The sequence below is a fragment of the Mangrovibacterium diazotrophicum genome (assembly GCF_003610535.1).
GTDB lineage: Bacteria > Bacteroidota > Bacteroidia > Bacteroidales > Prolixibacteraceae > Mangrovibacterium > Mangrovibacterium diazotrophicum.
In genome coordinates this window covers 1,658,667-1,680,926 of the sequence record NZ_RAPN01000001.1, presented here as the reverse complement: position 1 = coordinate 1,680,926, position 22,260 = coordinate 1,658,667, and the positions used below count along the sequence as shown (strand labels likewise).

Genomic DNA, 22,260 nt, shown 5'->3' with positions numbered 1-22,260 from the left:
AAAAATAAATAGTGTATGAAAAAGATATTCAAAAATATATTCGTCGTCTTGATGGCACTTTCATTCGCGGGTTGTGATAATTACTTTAACACCGACCCGTCTGATATCATCAATAGCGATGATTACATTGGAGCACAAAGTGAAATGTATTCCGGTTTCCTCGGAATCATTTCAAAGATGCAGGTCATGGGAGATCAAATGGTTTTCATGTCCGACATCCGGATGGATTTCATGGAACCGACTTCTGATGCCCCGGAGGATCTGTGGCAGTTGTATAATTACAACAACACATCGACTAACGAATATGCTGACCCTGCAGATTTCTATGCCGTAATCATTGCTTGTAATGATTATCTGGATAAGATGTTTGAGTACAAGGACAACCTGGGGGAAGCAATGGATCAAACAACTGAGACAAACTTCAATGCGTTGATTAGTAGTACGCTGCGGATTAAAGCCTGGACTTACTTTAAGTTGGCGAAATTGTACGGCAAGGCCATGTATTTCGACGATCCGATTACCGAGTTAAAAGACCTGACAGATGCTGGGACTTTCACCGAAATGAACTTCGATCAGATTGTTACAAAATGCTTGGATTTACTTGATTCGGGTGTGAACGGAATTGACGGAACGTTGGAAATGAACTGGGGAACCTGGCTCGATCCGGAAAACCCGACTGACGGTGCCTATGTTGGCTGGAATTACATTACTCCCGATTGGTTGAGCTTGCGTTGCGAGTTATTGTTGAACACGGATGCGCCTGACTATGCCTGGATTCAGGAACATATTTTAGATCGTCTGGAAGAAGCATTTGCAATCGATTATTATCGGTTCTCGTTGAATGCCGGTTGGACAAACAACTACTACCGTATTTTTGCGGAAGGTAGCTACTACAGCCGTTCTTCAATCTCGTCAATCATTTACGATTACACCAATAATCAGACAAACGATTTAATTACATTCTTCGGTCACCGCTCTCCGGCGAAGTATTTGCTTCGTCCGTCAACTTATGCGATGAGCAAATACAACGAAAATGACAGAAGGGGGACGGCTTGTAACTTTCTGAACCAGGATGGTGATACCGTAATCGGAAAGTACCACAGTAATTACCGCTGGAGAGCTGCTTACCAGAGTGATGCCAGTATCCCGTTGTATCGCGGTCACGACCTGCATTTCTGGTTGGCCGAAGCTGAAAATCACCTGGGGCATTGGGATCCGGCTAAAACGCTGTTAAACGAAGGGGTTTCAAACCGTTTCACCGAGTTAAACGCATTTACCACAAACTCTGATCCGGATCAGTGGGATCCACAGTACACGATTTTCTACACTTACGCCGGGACTTCATACAAAAACCTGGGTATTTGTGGTGTAGTTTCCGCTACTCAGCACGAGTTGCCAACTCCCGAAGACGAGGATTATAATGATATGACAGAAGAAGAACGGATGAAAATATACGATCTGGCGCTGTTGGACGAAATGTTGCTGGAATTCCCGAATGAAGGACGTGTAATGGGAATGGCGTATCGCATGGCGAAACGTTACAATGACATGTCTATTATCGCCGACCGCGTGGTGCCGAAGTATCCGGTTGCGCAACAAGCAGCGATTCGTTCCGCAATTGAAGGAGGAGACTTCTTCATTAAATGGGATTTTTAAGTAGAAGATTCTGTTGCAATACCATATTGTAACTAATTGATAGTGGAGTCCTCCGCACCTGATGGTGCGGGGGATTTTCATTTTTTGACGATTTAATGTTACGATCCTGAATTTTTAGTGGCCGATTGAAATCAATTTACACGAGGCTCGTATAACTTTGCGCACCTATTCCTAAATCAACATTTTTTATGAGTTCTAAAATTTTGGTGCGCGAGGCTTGCGTTGAAACGGTAGCCGAATGCGTATTGGCAGAGAGAAGGGGAGCGAACCGCCTGGAATTATGCTCTGATTTGGCAAATGATGGCCTGACACCGTCGGAGGAGCTGTTGGACGCAGTGATGGCCCAGGTCGATATTCAGATAAAAGCAATGGTGCGCCCGTGTGCAGGTGGTTTTCTTTACACAAAAGACGAGATCAAGCAGATGGAAGAGGAGATTGCCTTTTTCAAGTCGAAAGGCGTTTATGGCGTTGTTTTCGGTGTTACAACGGCCGATAATAATCTGGATATTCCAGTGATCAAACGTCTGGCAGAATTGGCAAAACCAATGAATGTTTGTGTCCATAAAGCGATCGACAGTGTAAATGATACCTGGGCTGATTTCCAGCGCTTGTACCATGAGGTGCCCGAAGTGGATGCTGTTCTGACATCAGGTGGTGAACCAACTGCGAAAGATGGTGCGGCCCTGTTGCGAAAAATGACTGAGCTTGGAGGCGAAAAGCTGAAAGTGGTCGTGGCCGGTAAAGTGACCAACGACAATATCGACGAACTGTTCGAATTGATTGGTTCACCTGAGTACCACGGTAAAAAGATTGTTGGTCCATTGGTTTAATTGCCAATGGAAATTGAATAAAAAGAAAAAGGTTTTAGGCAAATCGCCTAAAACCTTTTTTATTGGTATTGAAGTGTTAATTCGGCTTCGACTATGCTTCAACTAAATCCAGAACTTTTGTATCGGCAGAAACGGTTTCGCCTACTTCAACAAAAATTTGATTTACTGTACCACCAATTTCAGCTGTGATGCTGTTTTCCATTTTCATGGCTTCCAGCACAACAACAACTTGGCCTGGTTTTACAGAGTCACCCGGATTTACCTGGATGTCCAGAATTTTACCTGGCATCGGAACAGTAATTCCTGTTGTTGGTACATTCACTTTAGCGGCAGCTTTCGGTTTTTCAGGAGCAGCTGTTGCAATCGCTTCCGCAACAATGTCCATGATTACGGCTTCTGCAGGCAGGGTTTCACCTAAACCGGCAACCAAATTATTTACATAGCCTTCGTGAGTTGATGTAATGGTGTTTTCCATTTTCATCGCTTCAACAATGGCTACCGGCTGGCCGATTTTTACTTTGTCGCCCGGAGCAACCAGGTAATTCAGCAGACGGCCCGGAAGTGGCGTAACGATGGTCTCACCAACGATTTTCTTCGCTTCGGCTTTTGGTGCTTCAGCAGCTTTTGCAACCTTCGGTTCAGTTGCTTTTTTCGCTTCCCAAGCTGCTTTTTTCACGCCCATCAGGTAATCTTTAGCCACCATCGGGAACAATTCAAGCAACAATACTTCTTCTTCATTTTCAGCCAATTTAACGCCTCCAAACTGGTCCAAAGTTGGGTTTGGTTGCATTTGGTATGTTGAAGTATCGAAAGGACGTTCGTCGCGGTGTCCGCAAATTTGTTCGCGGAAGTCCGGATTTACCGGTATTGGAGTGGTTCCGTATTCACCTTTCACCAGGCTCTTGAACTGGTTCGAAACGTTTGAATACATTGGTTTGCCATTCTTGATACACATTGCGCAGTTTACCGCTTGTGCACCAACAATCTGGCTGGTTGGAGTAACCAACGGAGGCAAACCGGCATCAATACGTACCTGCGGAATCAGTTTCATCGCATCTTCCAGGATGTCTTCCGATTTCAACGCTTTCAATTGGGCAACCATGTTGGTGTACATACCACCAGGCACCTGGGCTGTTTGAACCAGTTTATTTGGTTTTGGGAAGTTGAAGTAAGCTTCGATGGCGTGACAAGCAGCCAACAAAGTTTCTTCGTTTCCTTTTTTGCACTCTTCAATTGCTTTGTCAAACAGAGCGTCAATCTCAGTTGGCAATGTATCTGTAAGAGGATTGAATGGATTCGGGAATTGTTTGCTGGCGTCGATGTCAGCCAATTCTTTACGAATGTTGAAAAGTTCTTTGTTGATCTCTGCAACAGCTTCCATGTTCACATCCAAGTCAACACCGAGTTTCTTACAGAAAATGTAAATCAACTCGATAGCAGGAGCTGCAGGTCCGCCGGCAAAGTTCCAAATGTTGGTGTCCACAATGTCAACACCATTCATGATCGCAGCCAATACGGCAGCCAAACCATATCCAGGCGTACAGTGTGTGTGGAAATCAACCGGAATTTGCAGATTTTTCTTGAACTCCGAAATCAATTTGGCAACGCGTTTTGGCGGGATCAGACCACTCATGTCTTTAATGGTGATCATATCGGCACCCAGTTTTTCCAAATCCATGGCCTTATTCAGGAAATACTCATCAGTAAAAACTGGCTTGAATGCCGGTTCTGCTGCAGGAGCAGGAGCTTCTTCTTTTTTACCGAATAATTTTCCGAAAAGGCCTTTTTTAGGTTGCTCAACAACTGGCTCTTCTTTTTTCTCCGGTTCCGGGTCAATGGTGTAGCAAACAGCACAGTCGGCAATACCGCCGTGTTGTTTCACATACTTGATGGTCGACTTAACGTTGTTGATGTCGTTCAGCGCATCGAAAATACGCATGATACCCAAGCCTGATTCGATCGCATTGCGGGAGAATCCGTCGATGATCTCGTCGGTGTAAGGAGTGTAACCAAACAGGTTACGACCGCGAGACAGGGCAGTCAGTTTACTGACATCGCCAACGGCTTTTTTAATGGTTTGTAACCTCGTCCATGGATTCTCGTTCAGATAGCGCATCACCGAATCCGGCACGGCGCCACCCCAAACCTCCATGGCGTAAAAGTTAGCTGACTTGTAAAATGGGAGAACTCTGTCAATCTGCTCTTGGCGCAGACGTGTGGCAAACAAAGATTGCTGGCCATCTCTCAGAGTCAAATCTCTTATCAAAAGTTTTCTTGACATAGATGAAAATTCAAAATAGTTAATAAAATGAAATTATAGTTGTAACCTTTTACGGTTCTTGTGTCGGCTAAATTACAGTAATCAAAGGAATGCATTTATGACTTTCGTCGACTTTTTAAATTGAAAGTTTTAAAATTTACACAAATTAAATATTGAGCTACATCTCCTTAAAAGTTGATAAATATCCTTAAAATGAGCATTTTGATAATGTTTTACAGCAGGTTTGGCTTGCGTGTTTCTCGTTTGCCTTAACGGCGATTCAAAAGTTGTGCATTCGGGATATTTGGCTGTCTATTTGTTCGTCAGTGATTGAAAAGTTGGATAAAAAGACATTTAAGTCTTTAAATGTTTGACGATTGGACGTTGATCAAGCATTTTTGCCGAGTTGGACCAAATAATTCGATTCGAAAGTTTTTATTTTGAACTAATGATTGATATGGCGAATTTCTCTTAGTTTCGAAAAGGGAATCGGAAACAACTGAATTTGCATATTGATGTTAAATAGAAAATTATTCGTTCCGAATCGATTTGAATGGTAGTCGCGTTCTTTTTATCTTTGATGAGTCTGAAAACGGGAATAGCTGCCAGGGGGTGTTTGTCGAGCTTCTCAAGCTGTTTTCTTATTATCAGGCCAACTACTACTAACTAAATCACACACTCAATGAAGTTTTTTACTACTCAAAAACTGCTGTCCGTCCTATTTTTATTGAATACCTGTTTATTCGGAGCTTCAAATAAGGCTCTGGCACAATCCGAAAGACAAACTTACAATTTCAACCCTGGTTGGAAGCTCTTTGTCGGAGATGCCGAGGGAGCTGAAAAATCCGATTTTGACGATTCAAAATGGAAAACGGTGACACTACCTTATGCCTGGAACGAAGATGAGGCGTTTAAAAAGGATATCCAGGATCTTTCGACCGGTATTGCCTGGTACCGAAAATCATTCGTGTTGCCCGAAAATCGTTCAAAAGGAAAAGTGTTTCTCGAATTTGAAGGAGTTCGTCATGGAGGAGAATTCTACCTTAACGGGACTTTGGTTGGATTGCACGAAAACGGTGTAATGGCTGTTGGGCTGGATATTTCAGATTTAGTCAAACCATATCCGCAAGAAAATGTCTTGGCCGTTCGAACGGACAATGCCTGGGATTACCGAGAACGTTTTTACAACCAGCGCTACCAGTGGAACGACAAGAATTTCAATGCCAACTACGGTGGCATCCCCAAGAATGTTTATCTGCACACAACCGGCAGTGTTTATCAAACTCTACCTCTGTACTCGACATTGGGAACAACCGGCGTTTATGTGTATGCAACTGACTACAATATTCGGGAAAAATCGGCCGTCATCCATGTGGAGTCGCAATTGAAAAATGAAAGCACAACAGCTGTTGTCGCCGGGTTACAAATTTCTGTGGAGGATTTGAATGGCAAAGAAGTCGCCAGCTTCAAAGGAATTTCTCGCATGATTTCGCCAAATGGTTTACAAACGCTCAGTGCGGCGGACAGTATTGTTAATCTGGAGTTTTGGAGCTGGGGTTATGGTTATCTCTATACAGTGAAATCTCAAGTGGTGATCGACGGCAAAGTTGTCGATGAAGTTCCTGTTCGGACGGGTTTCCGGAAAACTGAATTTAGAGATGGCATGGTTTACCTGAATGATCGGGTGATCATGATGAAAGGCTATGCGCAACGTACCAGCAACGAATGGCCAGCCGTGGGCATGTCGGTGCCAGCCTGGTTGAGCGATTACAGCAATAAGCTGATGATTGAATCCAACGGCAATTTTGTGCGCTGGATGCACGTGACGCCCTGGAAGCAGGATGTGGAGTCGTGCGACCGGGTGGGGCTGATCCAGGCAATGCCCGCCGGCGATGCGGAGAAAGATGTGACTGGCCGTCGTTGGGAGCAACGTTGCGAACTCATGCGGGACGCTATTGTTTATAACCGCAATAATCCGAGTATCCTTTTTTATGAAGGAGGGAACGAGAATATCAGCGAGGAGCACATGGCAGAGCTGAAAAATATTCGGAATACTTACGATCCGCATGGCGGGCGTGCTATTGGCAGCCGCGAGATGCTCGATAGCAAAGAAGCCGAATATGGCGGCGAGATGCTATACATTAATAAAAGTGCAGGAAAGCCTTTGTTTGCCACGGAATATTCGCGCGATGAAGGGTTACGTAAATATTGGGACGAATTTACACCGCCATATCATAAAAACGGAGAGGGCGGAACTTTTGCCCATAATGTGAGTGGTAGTAAGGTGAAAGATGCTACGCCCTACAATCACAACCAGGATTCGCATGCTATGGAGGATATTGTTCGCTGGTACGACTATTGGGAGCAACGCCCAGGTACCGGAACGCGTGTGAGCAGTGGTGGTGCCAATATCATTTTCTCGGATACCAATACCCATTATCGCGGGGCCGAGAACTATCGCAGAAGTGGTGAGGTTGACCCGATGCGCATCCCCAAAGATAATTTCTACGCTCACCAGGTGATGTGGAACGGTTGGGTTGATCCGGCAGAAAACTTGTCGCACATCATCGGGCATTGGAACTACGAGCCGGGAATCGTGAAACCGGTTTATGTGGTTTCGGCCGCTGACAAGGTCGAATTGTTTGTAAATGGTCAATCGAAAGGTTTTGGTGGTCGCTCGTATCATTTCCTGTTTGCCTTTCCGGATATCAAATGGGAGGCTGGCGAGATCAAAGCAGTTTCCTATAACTCCGCCGGCGAGGTGGTTGCGGAGGATGCTATTCAAACGGCTGGCGAACCTTATGCGATTAAACTATCGGCAATGCAGTCGCCGGATGGCTTTAAAGCTGATGGTGCCGACCTGGCGCTGATTCAGTTTGAAGTAGTTGATAAAGGCGGACAGCGTTGCCCGACGGCTCTGAATGAAATCAGTTTTGACTTGTCGGGTGAAGGCGAGTGGCTGGGCGGTATTGCGCAGGGACCGGAAAACTGTATTGGAGCAACGAAGCTGCCGGTGGAATGTGGCGTAAACCGTGTTTTAATTCGGTCGACTACAAAAGCTGGCAAGATAAAAGTGAAAGCTTCGGCTGTTGGCTTAAAAGGTGCCGACATTCAATTTGAAACTTCGCCGGTAGAGGTGGTCGATGGTTTGCGCGCTGACTTGGTTGCTGCCGGCTTGCCTTCAAATCTGGAGAAAGGTCCGACGCCATTGACGCCGTCTTATGAAGTAAGCCGAATAACGCTCTCTATTGTTTCCGTAACGGCCGGTGCGAACATAGACAAAGCTGTTTTGAGCTACGATGACAACGAAATGAGCGAGTGGACCAACGACGGACGCTTGTCTACCGGATGGATTACCTACGAGCTCGCAGAAGCGACTCGGGTTGATGAGATTTCGTTGAAGCTCACCGGCTGGCGAACGCGCTCGTACCCAATCGATATTTTGGTCGACAACAAAAAGGTGTGGTCAGGCGAAACGGACCGTAGTCTGGGGTATATTACCATCCCCGTTGTACCGACATTTGGCAAAACAGTAACCATCAAGTTGACGGGCTCGGGTGTTGAAGAAGATGCCTTTCAAAATATGATCGAATTGAGCGGCAACAAAGAACTCGATGGATTTAGAGATCCGGAAGGACTAAAGACCGAAGGACAACTTCGGATTGTGGAAGCGGAGATTCTGCAACGAGTTGAGTAAAGATTGGGCTGTTGCAGGATTTGATATCAGTTTTTTGTCGATTTTTATGAGTTCTTATCATAGAACGGGGGCGTGTGTTTCTCTATCGGCTGTGCAAGTAGGCTACTATGAGTGTAATAGCAACGCTTTTCAGACGGAGAATTTACATTGAATTAAGATAATATATTTATGTTTTCTTTATTCTTTCCAATTCCCTATTTTTGTTAGAAGGGCTTGCTTGTCACTAAACCTACTAGAAAATTGAAATGAACAAGTGTTCTGGATTCGTGATCTTTTTTATTGTTCTGATCAATGCGTTCGATGGCGTAGCTATTACCGCGCGCTACAACACTGATTTGGACTCCAATCCCGGCGTGTCGGTTAGCGGGCAGTCGGCGGTGGCCGACGCGGACAGTTTGGCCTTCGATTTCAGCTTTACCGATGAGCAGTGCTCCGGAACTTCTGTTCAGTTTACATCGACAGAACTGCCGGAAGGAGAAATCGTTTATTCCTGGAATTTTGGTGATGGTTCTACTTCTTCTGAAAAAAATCCCAGTCACAATTTCAACTCTTTAGGTTGTGGGGAGGAGACTTTCAATGTAACCCTGGAGATCACGCATGGTGATAGCATACTAACTCCGGTTACCAAGCCGGTGGTTGTGAAACAGGCTCCCGAGATTTCGTTTTACGATGTCGATCGTCCCTTCAGTCCGTTCAATAATTGTGCCGATGCCTCGGTCTACGAGCCCGAGTTTACGGTCAATCTGGGCAATTCTTCTCCGGTACCCGGTTGTGTCCTTTCGTACCAGGTTGATTGGGGCGATGGAACTTCTGTTGAATCCGGTGTCAGTTTTCCACTAAATCACGTGTACACCAGTTTGGGTGAATTTCAACTTAAGATAACGGCAATTGCAGATAATGGCTGCTCCAACAGTATTACTTATACGGTAAAGAACGTGACCAATCCATCGGTTGGGATTACCAGCCCGGGGACTACCACCAACCTTTGCGCGCCAACTGATGAGCTGGAGTTTGAGATTGCCAAATGGGGATCCAACTCGCCCGGAACTATTTATGCCGTGGCTTTTGGCGATGGCGAAACCATGCAGATTACCCAGGAGGAAATGATGGCCTCGCCCTACTACAACGCCGCCGATCCGGAGAACTCACAAAATTACCCCATTCCGCACTCGTACATCGAGTCCAGTTGCGGCCGAACCGGCGATCAGTTTGTGGTGACAATCAACGCCCATAACGGCTGTAGTTCTACCACGGCTTCGGTCAATAACATCACCGTAATTGCTGTACCCGAGCCCGAATTCGATGCAGACACGATTGTTTGTATGCTCAATCCGGTCAGTTTTGAAAATATTTCCTTTCCCGGTTATAACCCGAATTGTAACCAAGATGCTGAATATACCTGGAATTTTGGCGATGGTACACCACCGGTAACGACCAGTGGTGGTGGCCAAACGCATGTGTTTACCAATCCCGGCACCTATACGGTGACTTTGTCGCTTGAAAACTACTGCGGCGACAGCATCTATTCTATGCCCATTGTCGTGAATCCTTTACCCGAAGGAACGCTGGTAGGCGGCGATACGGTTTGCCAGCAAGCGCCTGCACCGGTTATTGTTTTTACAGGAAGCAACGGGCAGTCGCCTTATACTTTTGCGTATCGGATAAATGGCGGAACGGTTCAAACAATAAAAACAGAGGACGATAGCGATACGGTAAGCATAGAAGTTCCGACGACTATAAGCGGGGTTTTTACCTACGAACTCATCTCTGTTACTGAATCGAGTGAGGCAATGTGCTCGCAGGATCAGGCCGGGGAAGTCGTTATTGTAGTGCTGCCTACTCCTGCCGGAATCATCGAGTCGGATGCGGATGTGTGTTTGAATGATCCGTCTCCGGTAGTCACGTTTACCGGAACGAACGGAACCGGTCCGTTTACTTTTCAGTACACCATAAATGATGGCGCGGTGCTTGAAATTACCAGTAGTCCGGGGAACAGTGCTTCAATCGATATTTCGACATCTGCGGCCGGGACTTTTGTTTACAAGTTGCTGGGGATTCAGGATCGCAGCTCCGAGTCCTGCGATGCAGTTTTAAACGATTCTGTGGTCATCCATATCAATAGTCCGCCTGCAGAGCTGACGCTCGCAGATTATGAATCCTGCAACGGCGACTCAGTTGGTGAGATCATGTTAGCCGATACAGCTCTCGGCGTAACCGTTGAGTGGACCAATTCAAATACCTCGATTGGGCTGGCGGCATCGGGCACTGATTCAATTCCTTCCTTCAAAACAACCAACCTCTCAGCAGAACCCGTTGATGCCGTGATCACCTTGACGCCCTTTGCCAACGGTTGCCCGGGCGCCACACAATCCTTTACAATCAAAGTTAATCCGGCAGTTGATATCAGCTTTTCAGAACCTGACCAGATGATTTGTTCCGCCGATAGCAGCAAGGCCGTTTCGCTCACCAGCTCGGTCAGCAGTGTAGATCTGTTTTGGACAGTAGAACAACCGGCAGGTATTGCCGAAGCGATCACGTTGAGCGGAACAAACCGGATTCCTGCCGAAAAACTTACCAATACAACGATATTGCCAATTGAACTCGTCTATCAGGCAAGCGCGACATTGGTTGCCAATTCGTCCTGTTCCGGGCAGCAGTTCGAGCATCACGTTGTGGTTAACCCGAAGCCGGTCATTACCACAACATTTATCGATTCAATTTGCAGCGGCGAAAGCTTTCAGTTGATACCCGAAAACAATATGACGGATCTCGTTCCGGACGGTACGACCTACACCTGGACAGAACCGGTTGTTTCTCCTGTAATTTCGATTGCTGGTGCGGTAGCTGAAAACATGCCACAAGCCATCATCAATCAGACTTTAGTCAACGAATCCACGCAGATCGCTCAATTGGTTTATACCATTACGCCAACTGCTTACGGTTGTGAAGGCGATCCTTTTGAGTTGATTGTTTATGTGGTGCCAGGGGCACACGTAGACCCGGTTGAAGATTTTACAGTGTGCAGCGGAGATTCGCTTGGGCCGATTATTTTTAACGGGCAGGCAGCATTTTTCTCCTGGACTGCGGACAATGCCAGCATTGGTTTGGCTGGTTTCGGTCAGGATTCCATCGCTCGTTTTGAAGCGATTAATCAGGGAACAGAGCCGATTGTCGTAACACTGGAAGTGACTGCGCAAAATGACCCCGGTTCGTTGGGCTGCGAAACCAACACCGAAGTTTTTACAATCACGGTTAATCCGCGTCCGGTAATCAACTCGCTTTTCAGTGACACCATTTGTTCCGGTGAAACGTTCAGCTTCGGCCCGGTTCATGGCAACGGCGATGTTGTGCCGAGCGGAATTACGTACAGTTGGGATGATCCTCTGGTTAGTCCGGTTATTGCCGTGGCGGGTGCGGAAGCAGGCACTAGTGATTCCGGTACGATTAGCCAGACCCTTTACAACGAATCGAGCCAGATTGCTAAAGTAGTTTATACCGTCATTCCCGCAGCTTATGGTTGCACCGGGGAGCCTTTTGAGGCAGAAGTTTATGTGATTCCCGGGGCGAGTGTCAACCCGGTCGGCGACTTGGTTGTATGTAGTGGCGATTCCATCGGCCCAATTTATTTTGAAGGGAATTCGTTTGTTTTCGACTGGATGGCAGATGCCAACACGATCGGTTTGCCGATGGCGGGAGTTGATTCGATTGCTCCGTTTCTGGCCATCAACAACGGCCAAAGTCCGGTGACGGTCTCTGTATCCGTTTCGGGCAAAAATGATTTGGGAGGTGCTGCCTGCAACAGCAGTTCTGAAAGTTTCAGTATTACTGTCAATCCAAGTCCGGTTATCACAGCTTTTTACAGTGATACCATTTGTTCGGGAGAATCGTTCAATATCAATCCAACGCACGGAAACGGAGAGGTGGTGCCCGGCGGAACAACTTACACCTGGGCTGCGCCGACAATCAGCCCTGCCGTTTCGGTTACCGGAGCCCAGGGCGAAGCAACGCCGCAAACGACCATCAGCCAGTTGCTGATCAACGAGTCCGGCCAATTGGTTGAGCTGACCTATACGATCACGCCGGAAGCAAATGGATGTGAGGGCGAAGCATTCACGGCAACAGTGTACGTTATCCCAAATCCCGTTGCCAACCCGGTTGAAGACCTGGTACTTTGCAGCGGCGACCTCAGCACTGCCATCGAGCTTCAGCCAGCCGGCTCACAAACCACTTTTGAGTGGACGATCGATCGTTCGGATATCGGACTGCAGCCGGTTTCCGGAGTTAACACTATTCCGCAGTTTCAGGCCCTAAATTTAGGGACAGAGCCTCTGGTTGGCGTGGTTACGGTTATTGCCCGAAACGCATTGGGAAATCAGGCTTGCTCGAGTGCGGCGGTGCAATTTAATATTACCGTTAATCCGGCGGGCTTTATCAACAACCCCGGCGAGCTGGCATTTTGTTTTGGCGAATTGGCGGAAGTCAATTTCGGAGCTGGCAGTACGGATGAAACAAACAGCTATAGCTGGACCAATACAAACCCCGACATTGGTTTGCCGGCAAGCGGGCAGGGCAACCTTTCGTTTGAGGCAACCAATACAACAGATAGCATTATCACCGCTCAAATTACGGTGGTGCCGACTTTTCAGGATAGCCTGAAATCCTGCACCGGATCGCAGGAGGTATTCACGATTCGGATATTGCCCGAAATCAATGTGTTCCAACCTGCGAACCAGACTGTCTGCAATGGCCGGTTAACGGAAGCCATCCAGTTTATCAGCAGTTCGCCGCTGGTTCAAAACCTGTGGGAGGTTGATGTTCCGTCCATTGGACTGAGTTCGCAGGGGGAGGGCGATATTCCGGCCTTCACTGCAATTAATGATGCGCTCGATTCGATTGTCGCGACTATTCGGGTGAAGCCCCAAATTGGTTCCTGTTTGGGTGAAGAAAAGACTTTTCAAATCACCGTATTGGCATCTCCGGTTATTACTCGCCAACCCAGTTCGCGGATGGTTTGTCTGGGTGAAGTGCCCGCCCCCCTGGTTGTGTTGCACACCAGTGGATTGACAGCGCCTACTTACCAATGGTATTCCATTGGCTCCAATAATGTGGATAACGGCGTGGCGATTCCGGGAGCAACTGATCCGGAATATCAGCCGGCCTACGATTTGGCTAACACCCGCTACTATTATTGCGTGGTGACCTTCCCTTCGGGCGGGTGTAACACGTTGGTTTCTGAGGTTTCGCAGGTTACCATCAATCCAAATCCCGTGGTTTTTCTGAATGATGGCGAAATCAGCCGGGGAGAAGAGCTGATGATTTGTCCGGGTGATTCGATCCTGGTGGAGTCGAGCGGGGCTGCCAGCTACGAATGGAACGCATCGACCAGCGGAAGTGAGATTCTGCTTGATTTGGAAGGAGACTACCGGGTGATCGGCATCTCCGAATTTGGCTGTCGCGATACGTTCACTTTCAGCCTGGCTTATTATGATCCGTTTAATTACCTGATCACAAGCGATAAAACCGAGGTTTCGGGCAGCGATAATGAAATTCAGCTGTCGGCAACCGACATCTCCGGTTCTTATTACCAGTGGGATATGGGGGACGGAAGTTTTCGTTACGGACAAAATGTGATTCACAGTTACCAGGTTGATCAGGATGGTTCGTACAATATCGTGCTGGAAGTGGTTAATCCGAACGGCTGTCGCGAATATGCTTATCAAACGATTTGGGCGAGTATGGAAGATGTCCCGAATACGTTCACCCCGAATGGCGATGGGATTAACGACCTCTACCTGCAGGGCTGGCGGATTCAAATTTATAACCGAAACGGGATTTTGATGTACGAAGGTTCCGAGGGCTGGGACGGCAGGTACAAAAATAAGCCGGTGGACAGCGACACCTATTTCGTTGTAATTTATGATTCGACCCAGCGCGGAACCGTGAAAAAGACCCAATACGTCACCGTAATCCGATAAGCCCGATGGTAAAAACAAACAACGATATCAACTCAGTAAGTAACCGACTCCAAACAAACGTATATGCGTAGAATCCTCCTGCTTTTGTTTGCCTGCTTTTGTTTGGGTGTCCATGTTTCGGCTCAATCGAATATTCGCATCAATAATTACTGGGAGAATACTTACCAGATTAACCCTGGGGCGATGATAAGCGAGTACCAGTTTGTGGGTAGTGCCGCTGCCCGCAAGCAATGGATGAACTTCCCCGGTGCTCCGGTTACCGAATATCTGACTTTCACGGCGAAACTGTTTACCAACCGGACGCATTCAACCCAGATCGGCCAATTGGGGATCAAGGTTTTTCACGACCGGATTGGTTACACCGATCTAATCAACCTTTCGCCGTCCTATTCCTATTCGGCCCGCCTGAACCTGCGTTGGGCGCTCAACATGGGGGCTGCTTATAAGGTGCAGAATTACTATTACGATTTTGGTGAAGCGACTACGGATGTCACCAATGATCCGGCAATCAGCAATGCCCGTCAAAGCTGGACAGTGCACAATGTTGATGTTGGCGTTGAACTGGTGAGCTACAAGGTTTTGTTTGGCGTTTCGGTGGTTAACCTCATCAGCCTGTTTAACGGAGACGACGAATACCAGTCGAACACGAATTTTGCTTATGCCATGTACAAGGGCAAGCTGGACCGAACATTCAGCCTGTTGAGCGGACTGTGTTTAATCAACAACAAAAATATTTACCAGGCCGAATTTAAATTGTCGGTTTTGGCCGAATCAAGACGTTTCCCCGATGTGGAAGTCGGTGCTTTTTACCGCACCAGGAAAGAGTTTGGCTTGCTGTTGGGGATGGATTTAAACGAGAATCTGAGGCTGGCATTGAGCTACGACTACAATGTCAGCGGTATTATACACAGTTCGTACGGAACCCCTGAGGTACAGTTGATCTGGAAGTTTGGCAAGATCAAAAACTGTGAGTGTGAGGAGTTCCTGCGTTGATTTGTGTTGTAACTTGTACGAAGATAATCAGCGGCTTGGGTGCTGCGATTACACAAAATAGGAATAAAGCAATGAAAAAAATTACGCTATTCATCTCGCTAATTGCCTTGTTGCAGTCGTGCTCCAATGCACGTTTTGGTGAGCTTTCCGGTGTCAAATCCAAAAGCTTTCACGAGCCAACTCCCTACGGAATGTCATTTGTGCGCCAGGGTGCTTTCAACCTTGGGCCCGATGACCAGGAAGTTGCTTTTTCCAACGAAATGACCAAAACGGTTTCGTTGGATGCCTTTTGGATGGACGATTCAGAAGTGACCAACAGCGAGTACCGGCAATTCGTGAATTGGGTTCGCGATTCGATTGCGCGCACCTTGCTGGCGGAGCGATTCCCGGAATATAGGATTACCGAAGACCGGAAGGGAAATCCGTTGAGTAGCCCGCGGCTAAATTGGAAACCAGAGATTGGCTGGGGTGATTTCGATCAGCAGGAAGCCCTGCAGCCTTTGTTTATTCCTGATGAAGAACGATTTGGCAACCGCCGCGAAATTGATGCACGCAGACTTTTCTACAGCTATGAATGGATCGATTTGCAGCAAGCAGCGAAACGAGCCAATTCGTATAATTTCAATTCTTCCGCTTACGACGGCTTTGTTTTCGATGAGAAAGGAAACAGCAATCGCATTGTCAACCGTGCTTCTTTTATCATGAAAGACATGGTGAACGTGTATCCCGATACTTTGTGCTGGGTGCGCGACTTTACTTATTCCTACAACGACCCGCGCACAAGCTACTATTTCTATCACCCCGCTTTCGAGGAGTATCCTGTTGTTGGGGTAAGCTGGAAGCAGGCCAAAGCTTTTTGTGCCTGGCGAACCGAGTTAAAGAATTCGTATATGAGGGCCATTGGAGACGCTGATGTGCAGGCTTACCGGCTTCCGACCGAAGCGGAGTGGGAATACGCTGCCCGGGGACATCGGCTGGCTTCCATGTATCCGTGGGGCGGCTATTACGCCCGAAATCAGAACGGGGATTTCCAGGCCAACTTTAAACCATTGCGAGGAAATTACGTCGCCGACGGAGGAATGGCAGCAGCGGAAATCAGAAGCTATGATCCGAACGATTACGGCTTGTACGACATGGGTGGAAACGTTGCCGAATGGACCAGCAACGCCTACGACGAATCAGCCTACGAGATTATCCACGACCTTAACCCCAATTACGAGTATAACGCCCGCCCGGATGATCCGGCTGTTTTGAAGCGAAAAGTGGTTCGTGGCGGATCGTGGAAAGATGCTGCTTCATATCAGCAGGTCGGCACCCGCAGTTACGAATACCAGGATTCAGCAAAATCGTACATCGGTTTCCGATGTGTTCGCACGACTTTCTGTGAGGATTTTAGTGCGTCTGCGCGATAGGAAAAGAATGACCCAATATTGGTCTAAAATAAAAAGCGAACACTGTTAGTGTGCTCGCTTTTAGGTTGATAGATTTTCTGTCGTGGAGATGCCGGGAATCGAACCCGGGTCCAAACGAGGAAGCAATATGCTTTCTACATGCTTAGCCTCGACTTAATTTTCGAGCAGGAGCTGGATCAAGGCCACCGACCACTGCCTTAGCTTCTAAATTTTCGCAAAAGCTCCGAAGCAAAACTTTCACTATTCCCGATTTACTTGCATCACCGGATCGGGCCGCTTCAGGAAAATAGCACCCGGGTAATGTCTCGTCCCGACACCTAGTGTCGGGATAAAGTGTAATCTACTTAGTAGAATTACGCAGCAAGAGCGTAGTTATTTTCGCCAATTAAAAGTTTGCCCGTTGAGATTATTGAGCCAACAGACAACGCTCAGCATGCTTACATACCTCTTCTACCCGCTGTCAAAACCAGTCATCCCCGGTAGAATGGGGTACAAAACTACACAATTTTCGGAATTTCACGAATTCCCTTTCATTTGGGTTGACGAATTTTTTGCACTGCGGGATTCGTTCTTCCAGTTCCTTTTTGATTCCCGCTGGTTTTTTAGCTATCTTCGGAGTGATACCCCTAATTTACAATTATGAAAATCGGAATACTTCGTGAGACCCGGAGATGGAAAGACAGGCGAGTGGCTATTACGCCCGAAACGGCCGTTTGGATCAAAGAAAATTACCCGAATGTTGAATTGTTTGTGCAGACTAGTTCGGTTCGGGTTCACACCGATGACGAATACCTGAAGATCGGTATTCCGGTCGTTGAGGATGTTTCGCATTGCGATGTACTGATTGGTGTGAAGGAAGTTGACCCTGCAACTATGACCGATGGCAAAACTTACATCATGTTTGCACACGTGGCGAAGAAACAAGGGTACAATCAATCGTTCTTCGCTGCGATGGCCAAAAAGAAAATCACCCTGATTGACTACGAATATTTTACCGACGCGCAAAAGAATCGTGTGGTGGCTTTCGGATTTTGGGCGGGTGTTGTTGGTACCTATTACGCCTTTAAGGGAATTGCCAAACGTTTCGTAAAGGTTGACTTGCCTGGCCCGGACGAGTGCCGCGATTTAAAAGAACTTCATCATCAACTGAAGCAATTCCGCATGCCGGCGCTGAAGATCGTGCTAACCGGTGGCGGGAGGGTAGCCGCCGGAGCATTGGAGATTATTCGCGAGTTGGGAATAGATGAGGTCAGTCCCTGGGACTTTCAAACAAAGACCTACGAGCATGCTGTGTTTACCCGGCTCGATCCGGAAGATTACGTGCAGAAAAAGGACGGCACGTTCAATCAAAAAGAATTTTACACCGATCCGTCGGATTACGAATCCAAATTTCAACCTTATTTGGAAGCGGCTGACGTGTTTATTGCCTGTCATTTCTGGAACAGCAATTCCCCTGTGTTTTTCACGAAGGAGCAGTTGAAAGACGAAAAATTCGGCATTTCGCTCATTGCAGATATTAGTTGCGATTTGGATGGCCCGATTCCGACCACAATTCGCACGAGTTCAATCGAAGAACCTTATTACGATGTTAATCCTGCTGACCTGTCGGAAGCGACAGCATTCAGCAATCCGAAGCATGTTACCGTTATGGCAGTTGATAACCTGCCAACAGCACTGCCTTTGGATGCTTCGCGAACATTTGCCCGCGACATGTACACTTCTGTTTTCCCCGCTTTGTTTGGCGGTGATGCGGACGGAATCATTGAACGGGCGACCATTTTGAAGAACGGTGAACTGACTTCAAAATATCAATATTTAGAGAAATTTCTGCAAGATGCATTAAAAGAATAATATAACGGGATTGGCTTTCGACTGCAAAATAAAGAATGGAAATAAATAGAGCAAATGCTAAAATTATTCCATAGCTGTTTTATTGTTTTTAAATGAAAATACTATTTTTGCATGCCGTAAGCGATCGGGATGTAGCGCAGTTGGTAGCGTACCACGTTCGGGACGTGGGGGTCGCCTGTTCGAGTCAGGTCATCCCGACTAAATGCTAAGAAAGTCCGCAAATGTTGTCATTTGCGGACTTTCTTGTTTTCGCTCCTTTCGCTCCTGATCATTCCTGCATATTTTTCATTTTTATTTGGGGGATTTACCGATTTTGTGCGTCTTAATCGTAGAATCATTTCTGTTGGGATTTCTTCGGATTTGTTCCGGGAATGCAATATTTCTGATTGAATTGATTATTTTGAGAAACTTTTCGACAACCACATTTCTTCAAATAAATAACAGTTTTAAATCTTACTTACAAAAGCATGAAAATAAAATTAGCAGCTCTTGCCTTGATGTTGCTTAGCTTCAGCGTGAAAGCTCAGGAACGATGGCAGGATCCCAAAGTCAATGAAGTAAACAGAGAACCCATGCACAGCGCGTTTTTCGCTTACGAGTCGGAAGATGCAGCGGAGGCTGGAGTAAAAGAAAGTTCAACGAATTTTATGAGCCTGAACGGAACCTGGAAATTTAACTGGGTTCAAAATGCCCGGCAACGTCCAACCGACTTTTACAGTGTTGGTTTGAATGACAAAGGCTGGGGCGAAATGCCTGTTCCCGGTTTATGGGAACTGAATGGCTACGGCGATCCGCAGTATGTGAATATTGGTTACGGATGGCGTGAACAGTACAAAAATAACCCGCCGATTGTTCCCGAGGAAAATAACCATGTTGGTTCGTATCGCAAAGAAATCGAGCTTCCGGCTAACTGGAGCGGCAAAGAAATCTACGCTCATTTTGGTTCGGTAACTTCCAATATCAGCCTGTATGTGAATGGCAAATTTGTCGGCTATAGTGAGGACAGCAAGCTCGAAGCCGAGTTTAACCTGACCAAATACCTGAAGCCCGGTAAAAACCTGATTGCTTTCCAATCTTTTCGCTGGTGCGACGGCAGCTACCTGGAAGACCAGGATTTCTGGCGTTTCTCGGGCGTGGGCCGCGATTGCTACCTGTTTGCCCGCGAGAAAACACACATGCGCGATTTGAAAGTAACACCGGATTTGGTGGATGATTATACGGACGGTACTTTGACTGTAAAAGTTGATTTGACAGGCAAAGCATCAGTCTCATTGAAACTGACAGATCAACAAGGGAACACGGTTGCCGAAAAGCAAGTTTCAGGCTCGGGTGAAGTTACCACAGAAATTGAAGTGGAAAATCCGGCCAAGTGGACAGCCGAAACACCGGTACTTTATAATTTGACGGCAACACTGACGCAATCGGGTTCGGTGAAGGAAGTTATTCCGGTAAAAGTTGGTTTCCGCAAAGTGGAAATGAAAAACAACCAACTTTGTGTGAATGGTCAGCCAATACTGATTAAGGGTGTGAACCGTCACGAGCTGGATCCCGATGGTGGCTACGTGGTATCTCCTGAACGCATGGAGCAGGACATCCAGATGATGAAAAAGTTCAATGTCAATGCGGTGCGTACCTGTCACTACCCGGATAACTCGTTGTGGTACGACCTGTGCGACAAATACGGAATCTATGTGGTTGCTGAAGCTAACCTCGAATCGCATGGAATGGGCTATGGCCCGGAAACACTGGCTAAGAATCCGGCATATGCAAAGGCGCATCTGGAACGTAACGAACGCAATGTGCTCCGCAATTTCAACCACCCGGCTGTAATTATCTGGTCAATGGGTAACGAAGCCGGTTTCGGTCCTAACTTCGAGGCTTGCTATGAATGGATTAAAGGGTACGATACGTCGCGCCCGGTGCAGTACGAACAAGCGAAAGAGAACGACTACACCGACATCTTCTGCCCGATGTACTACGACTACAATAACAGCGAGAAGTATGCCCAATCAGACAAGAAGAAACCACTCATTCAGTGTGAATATGCGCACGCAATGGGTAACTCGGAAGGTGGTTTTAAAGAATACTGGGATTTGATTCGCAAATACCCGCTTTACCAGGGTGGTTTTATCTGGGACTTTGTGGACCAATCCATCCACTGGAAAAACAAGGATGGCCAGTTGATTTATGCCTACGGTGGCGATTTCAACCCTTACGATGCATCCGATAATAACTTTTTGGATAACGGTTTGATTAGCCCGGATCGCAAACCAAACCCGCATTATTACGAAGTTGGCTACTACTACCAGTCTATCTGGACAAGCCCGGTTGATTTGGCCAGCGGACAAGTGGAAATTTACAACGAGTATTTCTTCCGCGACCTTTCCAACTTCTACCTGCAGTGGGAACTGGTTGCCGACGGAAAAGTTATCAAAACGGGTTTGGTAGATAATCTGGCTGTTTTGCCGCACGAGAAAACGAAGGTTGACCTGGGGCTGACAGTTCCGGTAGATCTTCAGGCAAAAGAAGTATTTGTAAATGTAGCTTACAAGCTGAAAGATGCAGAGCAACTGTTGCCGGCAGATTATACGTTGGCTCGTCAGCAATTGGCTGTAAAAGACTGGGCGTTTGAGCCAATTCGATTGGAGAACAAAACGCTGGTCAATCAAAAGACAGCCCAGCCGACACTTGTTGAAAACGATCTGAACTACCTGCTGGTAACAGGAGAGAACTTCCAGATTGACTTTAATCGCAAATCTGGTTACCTGTGCCGCTACCTGGTTGACGGAAAACCGGTGTTGGAAGCAGGAACGGTTTTGAAACCCAACTTCTGGCGGTCGCCGACAGACAATGACCTTGGAGCTGAACTGCAGTTAAAATATGCAGTTTGGAAAGATCCGAAAATTGAGTTGAAATCACTGAATGTCACAACAACATCAGAAGGTTTGGTTGAAGTAAAAGCTGATTACGATATGCCTGAAGTCGGCGGCAAACTGCAACTGATCTACCAAATCAATAATGAAGGGGCTGTGGCGGTTAGCCAAAAGCTGACGGCTGGATCGGGAGACAAAGTTTCGGAGATGTTCCGTTTCGGTATGAAACTGGAAATGCCACAGGATTACCAACACATTAAATATTACGGTCGCGGACCGGGTGAAAACTACATCGACCGCAAGGATTCGGAGTTCATCGGCTTGTACGATCAAAGCGTTTGCGAACAACCTTACGCTTACATTCGTCCGCAGGAAACCGGTACAAAATCCGATGTTCGCTGGTGGGCACAAACAGCAGCGGGTGGCAAAGGACTTTGCTTCAAATCGGATGCTGCCTACTCGATCTCAGCACTGAACTACTCGGTGGAGTCGCTGGATGATGGATTGGAAAAAGATCAGCGTCATTTCCCTGAAGTGAGAAAAAGCGATTTTGTCACGATCTGCATCGACAAGAAGCAAATGGGGATGGGCTGTGTAACCAGTTGGGGAGCGGTTCCTCGTCCGGAATACCGTATTCCTTACCAGGACATGGAGTTCAACTTCCTGATCAAACCGGTGGCGCACGTTTTCACCGTTTACTAGGAACGAATCAA

General features: G+C 47.0%; 9 protein-coding genes, 1 tRNA gene and 1 other RNA gene. 9 read left to right on the top strand and 2 right to left on the bottom strand.

All coding sequences use genetic code 11. The features are described 5' to 3' along the window. Nucleotides 1-15 precede the first annotated feature (15 nt). Both BC643_RS06410 and BC643_RS06405 read left to right on the top strand, forming a co-directional pair. Nucleotides 16-1,656 (top strand): RagB/SusD family nutrient uptake outer membrane protein, encoded by a 1,641-nt coding sequence (locus tag BC643_RS06410; RefSeq protein WP_120272306.1) that lies wholly within the window; start codon nucleotides 16-18, stop codon nucleotides 1,654-1,656. A 188-nt stretch (nucleotides 1,657-1,844) separates the two neighbouring features. Beyond that, nucleotides 1,845-2,486 (top strand): copper homeostasis protein CutC, encoded by a 642-nt coding sequence (locus BC643_RS06405; protein ID WP_120272305.1) that lies wholly within the window; start codon nucleotides 1,845-1,847, stop codon nucleotides 2,484-2,486. Nucleotides 2,487-2,577: 91 nt separating this feature from the next. Here BC643_RS06405 and BC643_RS06400 read toward each other — a convergent pair whose 3' ends face one another. After that, complete coding sequence (locus BC643_RS06400) at nucleotides 2,578-4,767, bottom strand: biotin/lipoyl-containing protein (protein WP_170154480.1); 2,190 nt, start codon at nucleotides 4,765-4,767, stop codon at nucleotides 2,578-2,580. A 661-nt stretch (nucleotides 4,768-5,428) separates the two neighbouring features. On the opposite strand from BC643_RS06400, the gene BC643_RS06395 reads away from it, so the two are divergent. From BC643_RS06395 to porK, 4 genes are all read left to right on the top strand, one after another. Then, a complete protein-coding gene (locus BC643_RS06395) occupies nucleotides 5,429-8,443 on the top strand; it encodes a glycoside hydrolase family 2 protein (RefSeq protein WP_120272304.1) in 3,015 nt (1,004 codons plus the stop codon). A 245-nt stretch (nucleotides 8,444-8,688) separates the two neighbouring features. Next, nucleotides 8,689-14,418 carry a PKD-like domain-containing protein gene (locus BC643_RS06390; RefSeq protein WP_120272303.1) on the top strand — a complete coding sequence of 1,910 codons (5,730 nt, stop codon included), beginning with the start codon at nucleotides 8,689-8,691 and terminating at the stop codon, nucleotides 14,416-14,418. Between the two features lie 63 nt (nucleotides 14,419-14,481). Continuing rightward, on the top strand, nucleotides 14,482-15,411 hold the full coding sequence (locus BC643_RS06385) for a PorP/SprF family type IX secretion system membrane protein (RefSeq protein WP_120272302.1): 930 nt from the start codon (nucleotides 14,482-14,484) through the stop codon (nucleotides 15,409-15,411). 71 nt (nucleotides 15,412-15,482) lie between these two features. After that, on the top strand, nucleotides 15,483-16,823 hold the full coding sequence (gene porK, locus BC643_RS06380) for a T9SS ring complex lipoprotein PorK/GldK (protein WP_120274174.1): 1,341 nt from the start codon (nucleotides 15,483-15,485) through the stop codon (nucleotides 16,821-16,823). Nucleotides 16,824-16,903: 80 nt separating this feature from the next. Here the strand turns inward: porK and ssrA are convergent. Further along, nucleotides 16,904-17,301: a transfer-messenger RNA gene (gene ssrA / locus BC643_RS06375) on the bottom strand. Nucleotides 17,302-17,462: 161 nt separating this feature from the next. On the opposite strand from ssrA, the gene BC643_RS06370 reads away from it, so the two are divergent. The 3 genes from BC643_RS06370 to BC643_RS06360 all read left to right on the top strand — a co-directional run bounded on the left by BC643_RS06370 (nucleotide 17,463) and on the right by BC643_RS06360 (nucleotide 22,249). After that, on the top strand, nucleotides 17,463-18,674 hold the full coding sequence (locus BC643_RS06370; RefSeq protein ID WP_120272301.1) for an NAD(P)-dependent oxidoreductase: 1,212 nt from the start codon (nucleotides 17,463-17,465) through the stop codon (nucleotides 18,672-18,674). Between the two features lie 125 nt (nucleotides 18,675-18,799). Next, a tRNA-Pro gene (locus BC643_RS06365) sits at nucleotides 18,800-18,872 on the top strand. 269 nt (nucleotides 18,873-19,141) lie between these two features. Further along, a complete protein-coding gene (locus BC643_RS06360; protein WP_120272300.1) occupies nucleotides 19,142-22,249 on the top strand; it encodes a glycoside hydrolase family 2 TIM barrel-domain containing protein in 3,108 nt (1,035 codons plus the stop codon). Nucleotides 22,250-22,260 lie beyond the last annotated feature (11 nt).